This is a genomic window from Leptolyngbya sp. FACHB-711, assembly GCF_014695615.1.
In the GTDB taxonomy this organism is placed as follows: domain Bacteria; phylum Cyanobacteriota; class Cyanobacteriia; order Elainellales; family Elainellaceae; genus Leptolyngbya_A.
The window spans coordinates 1-4,996 of sequence record NZ_JACJOR010000107.1 but is presented as its reverse complement, the minus strand read 5'-3'; the positions used below and the strand labels follow the sequence as shown (position 1 = coordinate 4,996).

Below are 4,996 nucleotides of genomic sequence, written 5' to 3'. Positions count from 1 at the left end.
AATGCTTTGTAGTAACGTTGTCGAATGACATGACAGACTCCAGTAAATTGGATAGCAGTAGGGGGTCTGCAAATGTATCGAATTATTCGTGACGAACGTAATTGGGCTATATTCATTTTTTACTAGTAGACCCCACCTTCAAGCAATCTCTGCTCAACAAGAAAATATGAAGAAACTAAGGATTTGATGAGAGAGCCGCAAAGCTTTAGGCTGTGACCGAGTCAGCAGAGGAAATTCAATAGAAATACGATCGGTGTTCCTAGTTCCCCACTATCTCCCCAAATTGATTCACTGCTTGTATAAAACATAAAGTTCTTCAGCGAACACATCGGGTCATGCCATCATTAATAAAATACGGGTGTAATTTGGTGTAACCTTCCTTCCATGCACGGATACATTCCTCCAGAACGGTTCTTTCCTTATCTAACCTGGACCACAATTCAGGCAATGCCCGATAAGGATAACGTTGTCCTGATTCAGCCGATCGGGGCGATCGAGCAGCATGGACCCCATTTACCGCTGATTGTAGATGCCGCAATTAGTACGGCAGTTGTTGGCAGAACCCTATCAAAGCTCGATGAGGAAATTCCTGCTTACGCACTGCCCACGCTGCATTACGGCAAATCAAACGAACACTGGCACTTTCCCGGCACAATTACCCTTTCGGCTCAAACGCTCATCACGATGCTGATGGAAGTGGGAGAAAGCCTTTATCGATCGGGCTTTCGCAAGCTGGTGTTTGTGAACGGGCACGGTGGACAACCCCAGATCCTCGAAATTGTTGCCCGCGATCTGCATCAAAAACACGAAGATTTTATGGTGTTTCCCTGCTTCGTCTGGAACGTGCCCAATATTGCGCTGGAACTGCTGACTCCCAAAGAAGCCGAACTGGGAATTCATGCTGGGGATGCCGAAACTAGTCTGTTGCTGTCGCTGTTGCCTGATCAAGTGCGAATGCAAGATGCCGTTGCCGAGTACCCCGCAGAACTTCCGCAAGGGAGCCTACTCAGCATCGAAGGAAAGCTGCCCTTTGCCTGGACGACCCGTGACTTAAGCCGATCGGGTGTGATTGGTGATCCGCTTACCGCAACCGCCGAGAAAGGCGATCGAATTCTGGCATCTTTGGCGGAAGGCTGGGTACAGGCGATTCAGGATATTTATCGGTTTCAGCAGCCAAAATCCTGGAAGTCGCCTTAAGGAAGGGCTTGAGCGAGATTCTGTACAAGTTCTGTACAAGGAACTTTCTCAACTTATTCGATTTCGATCGATCTTTACCGATGCTCTTTACCGAACTGTCTCTTATGGCATGTTTTGAAACTCTAAACGGCTAAATTGCAAAGTCCTTTAAGCCTCCTAAATCCCCCAAGATCGGGGGACTTTGCAGGGGTCAAAGGTTCTTCAGCATTCAGGAATTGGGACTGCAAGGACTTTAAAGCACGTTCCAGCCCCCAATTCTAGGAGGAACCGAGCCTTTTCTGACGCTCAGAATCCCCCAACGTTTGGGGTCAGGAAGGAAAATAGCGGGGGCAATGCAGAGGCTGGAACATCGCTCAAACTCAATAATCGCGAACTCAATAATCGCGATGCTGAACCGCTACAATTCTGCGCCGCTTGCTGTAACTGGAATGCGATGCGAAGCAGTTTCCCCTTCAAGGCAGTCGGGGCTGGGAAAGGATTTTCCAAACGAGAAAGCAAACGGTGTAGAACCGTGTTGCTGAAGATAGGCAAGCCGTTCTTTAGCTTCTTCGATCGTGGGTAAATGCCCGACCGGAATCCACCAGAGCGCAAGAATGGGCTGATCTAGCCGTTCAAACCATTTCCGTCGATCGCGCATAATTCCTCCGTGTGCGCCCCGATAAACATAGTTCGATAATGCTTCAACCGATTTCCAGACTGTTAGCGTAATCAGGATTTGGTCATCATCAAACGCACGAATACTTGTGGCATCATTTGCGCCCTCACTCCGAAGCCGCCAGACAAACCCAGGGTCTTCGTCAGCGATCGCATTAATTCCCTCAATTTGAGCAACAAAATCTGCCATCTCCGGCGTATCCAGCGAAGCGCGTAACCGGGCAGTATTCACCTGGGCAAGATAGTACTGGGGAGAAATAGGCTGCATGGTAAAGGAAGGGTAAGCAAAGATCACCAACACTGTGGCACAAGTCATCCTCCTAAAGATAGATCGTGTAGTTTTTTTAAGTTTGTTTTTTGAGGCATGGCAGGGAAATGAGGTTGGGGAAGGCAGTCGGAGAGCGATAGTGATAGCGCTGGCAGAAAGTAGGGGTTGTGAGGCGGATGTTTTGCTGGGACAGGCATTTAGGGAGAAGACAAGCAAGGGATAAGAAAGGGTAAATCAATAGAAAAGTGATTCGATCGCCCCTGATTGCTCGATTGCCAAAACCAAAAACTCTCACCCACTCCCCCATGCTCGAATTCAACTACTCCCTCGACTACAAAACGATCGACTTCCGCCAGCACCCAGAACTTTATCGAATTGGTCGCGGAGAGCAGGGTGTTTTGATGGTTGAACCCTACAAGAGCGAGATTTTGCCGGACTGGAAGTTTAAAACCCCGGAGATTGCGCGTCAGTCGGCGGAGGCAATTTATCAGCGATTTTTGGATTACAAGGCGCAGGAAGATTTTGTGGGAATGGATATGGCGCGGAAGTTTTTGCAGATGGGCTACACTCGGTCGCGCCGCTATGCGAATCACAAATCTGGGCGGAAGTATGCAAAGGACAGCAAGACGGTATTGCCGCGTGAGGAAGACCCGATCAAAGCCGAGTCTGCCCGGATTTTTTACGAGAAGTGGCAGCTTGCCAAAAATGACCCGGACTATCTCAGGCTTGCCGATCGTCACCGCCAATTGTATGAAACCGCATAAAACGGAATGACTTTAATCGAATGACGATTAAACCGAATGACTCTAGAAGAACTGCTGGAACATCACCACCCAATTTGCGTGATTAGGTTTGATGACGCGCCCTTTAAACGACACTTTGGTAGCTTGTTGCGGTTGCAGGGATGGTTTGTGCGCACGCAATCGTCTTTGCGCTGGTTGGACAGGCGGCTCAGTTAACCAAGACTGATACTGTTTTCGCCTTCCTGCACAGCTTTACGGCGGGATTACTGGGCGCAGGGACTCGACTCGGCGTACTGGGGCATATGACGGCTCAGCAAACTCTAGCGGCGATCGCTCCAGATTTAGAAACGGTAGCCCAGAATGCAGTTTTAGCCAATTTAGATGACCTATGGTCATGTACACCTACATTGACATTGCTCAAATATCTCATCATCGTTTTTCTCAACGATTGTTCACTACTTAAGTGTCTTCAATCGCCTTAATATTTGTCTCAATCTTTGTTCACCACTTCGTTGCTTAAACTGAACGGGACTATGCCAAAAACACTTTTCAAAGTTGACCTCACGAAGCCAATAGATCAGCAGGAACTTCCCGGTCACAACCGCTGGCATCCTGATATTCCTGCTGTGGCGTCTGTCAATCCTGGTGATGTGTTTCGGATTGAATGCAAGGACTGGACTGATGGACAAATCAAAAATAATGATAGTCCAGATGATATCCGCGATGTTGACTTGACGGTTGTTCACGTCTTGAGTGGTCCGATCTGGGTAAATGGAGCGCAACCGGGCGATATTCTCGTGGTAGACCTGCTCGATATCGGTGCACTCCAGGGCGATGAATGGGGCTTTACCGGTATTTTCGACAAAAAAAACGGGGGTGGCTTTCTCACCGATCACTTTCCCAATCCAGCAAAAGCGATTTGGGATTTTCAGGGCATTTATACCTCCTCTCGCCACATCCCTGGCGTTCGCTTCGCAGGCATTACCCATCCCGGCTTAATTGGCTGTGCCCCTTCCCATGAACTGTTAGCGAAGTGGAACCAGCGCGAAGCAGAACTGGTGAAGACAGCTCCCGATCGCCGCACCTATGGGGCAGGACTTTCAGGCGACCAGCCCGTCCTTGCCGCATTGCCCAATCCCCAAAATGCGATTTTGGGAACGCTGCCTAAGTCTGAGTATGAGCGAGTTGCGGCTGAAGCTGCCCGAACCGTACCGCCGCGCGAACATGGGGGCAACTGCGACATCAAGAACTTGTCGCGAGGCACGCGCATTTATTTCCCGGTTTATGTGGAAGGCGCAAAACTGTCGATGGGCGACATTCACTTCTCGCAGGGGGACGGTGAAATCTCCTTTTGTGGGGCGATCGAGATGTCAGGCTTTATCGACCTGCATGTGGATCTGATCAAGGGTGGCGTTGAAAAATATGGCATGACCAATCCGATCTTTAAGCCTGGTCCCGTTGAACCCCGCTATTCGGAGTATCTGGTGTTTGAGGGCATCTCGGTCGATGAATTCACAGGCAAGCAATACTATATGGATGTGCATATTGCTTATCGGCGGGCTTGCCTGAATGCGATCGAATATCTCAAGAAGTTTGGCTATACCGGAGAGCAGGCTTACCTGCTGTTAAGCTGTGCGCCAGTCGAGGGGCGAATAAGTGGGATTGTCGATATTCCCAATGCTTGCTGTACCCTGGCAATTCCAACCGAAATTTTCGACAAAAACATTTTGCCTGTTTGATAGTTAGGTAAGAAGGCGGATCAACAGCATCCTTCGGCTGAACAATTCGTTCTCTTTAAGCAGCAGTAGAACCCTGCCTGACGCAGAGAAAAACCAATTGCAGCTTATCCAAAACGTTGGAGAATACAGTATGCCCCTCTATGAGTTTCGCTGCGATGAATGCGGTGTATTCGACGAATGGCGCACGATGGCAGAGTGTAATGCACCCGCTCAGTGCCCTGACTGCGAGAAGGTCGCCAAACGCATCTTTTCGCCACCGGCTCTGCTATCAGGTTCGCTGCGGCTAAAGCATGAGAATCGGGAGCCTCAGGTCGTTACGCGAGAGAAAGCACAGGAACCTTCAAGAGTCAGAAGCCATGCAGGAGAGCGACCCTGGATGATCGGTCACTGACTTA

The 4,996-nt window shown here is 49.5% G+C and carries 6 protein-coding genes; 5 read left to right on the top strand and 1 reads right to left on the bottom strand.

The window, feature by feature from the left end; translation table 11 throughout:
• The first annotated feature begins 384 nt into the window (after positions 1-384).
• Complete coding sequence (locus H6F80_RS03345; RefSeq protein WP_190790197.1) at positions 385-1,197, top strand: creatininase family protein; 813 nt, start codon at positions 385-387, stop codon at positions 1,195-1,197.
• Between the two features lie 397 nt (positions 1,198-1,594).
• Here the strand turns inward: H6F80_RS03345 and H6F80_RS03340 are convergent, their stop codons facing one another.
• Positions 1,595-2,119, bottom strand: a complete 525-nt coding sequence (locus H6F80_RS03340; RefSeq protein ID WP_190790196.1) for a DUF3291 domain-containing protein — start codon at positions 2,117-2,119, stop codon at positions 1,595-1,597.
• Positions 2,120-2,424: 305 nt separating this feature from the next.
• Between H6F80_RS03340 and H6F80_RS03335 the strand changes: the two genes are divergently transcribed.
• The 4 genes from H6F80_RS03335 (at position 2,425) to H6F80_RS03320 (ending at position 4,992) form a co-directional block, all read left to right on the top strand.
• On the top strand, positions 2,425-2,883 hold the full coding sequence (locus tag H6F80_RS03335; RefSeq protein WP_190790195.1) for a DUF4385 domain-containing protein: 459 nt from the start codon (positions 2,425-2,427) through the stop codon (positions 2,881-2,883).
• 140 nt (positions 2,884-3,023) lie between these two features.
• Positions 3,024-3,344, top strand: coding sequence for an urease accessory protein UreF (locus H6F80_RS03330; RefSeq protein WP_190790194.1), 321 nt, complete (start codon positions 3,024-3,026; stop codon positions 3,342-3,344).
• A gap of 51 nt (positions 3,345-3,395) precedes the next feature.
• Positions 3,396-4,601, top strand: coding sequence for a formamidase (gene fmdA, locus H6F80_RS03325; RefSeq protein WP_190790193.1), 1,206 nt, complete (start codon positions 3,396-3,398; stop codon positions 4,599-4,601).
• A gap of 130 nt (positions 4,602-4,731) precedes the next feature.
• Positions 4,732-4,992, top strand: a complete 261-nt coding sequence (locus H6F80_RS03320) for an FmdB family zinc ribbon protein (protein WP_190790192.1) — start codon at positions 4,732-4,734, stop codon at positions 4,990-4,992.
• Positions 4,993-4,996 lie beyond the last annotated feature (4 nt).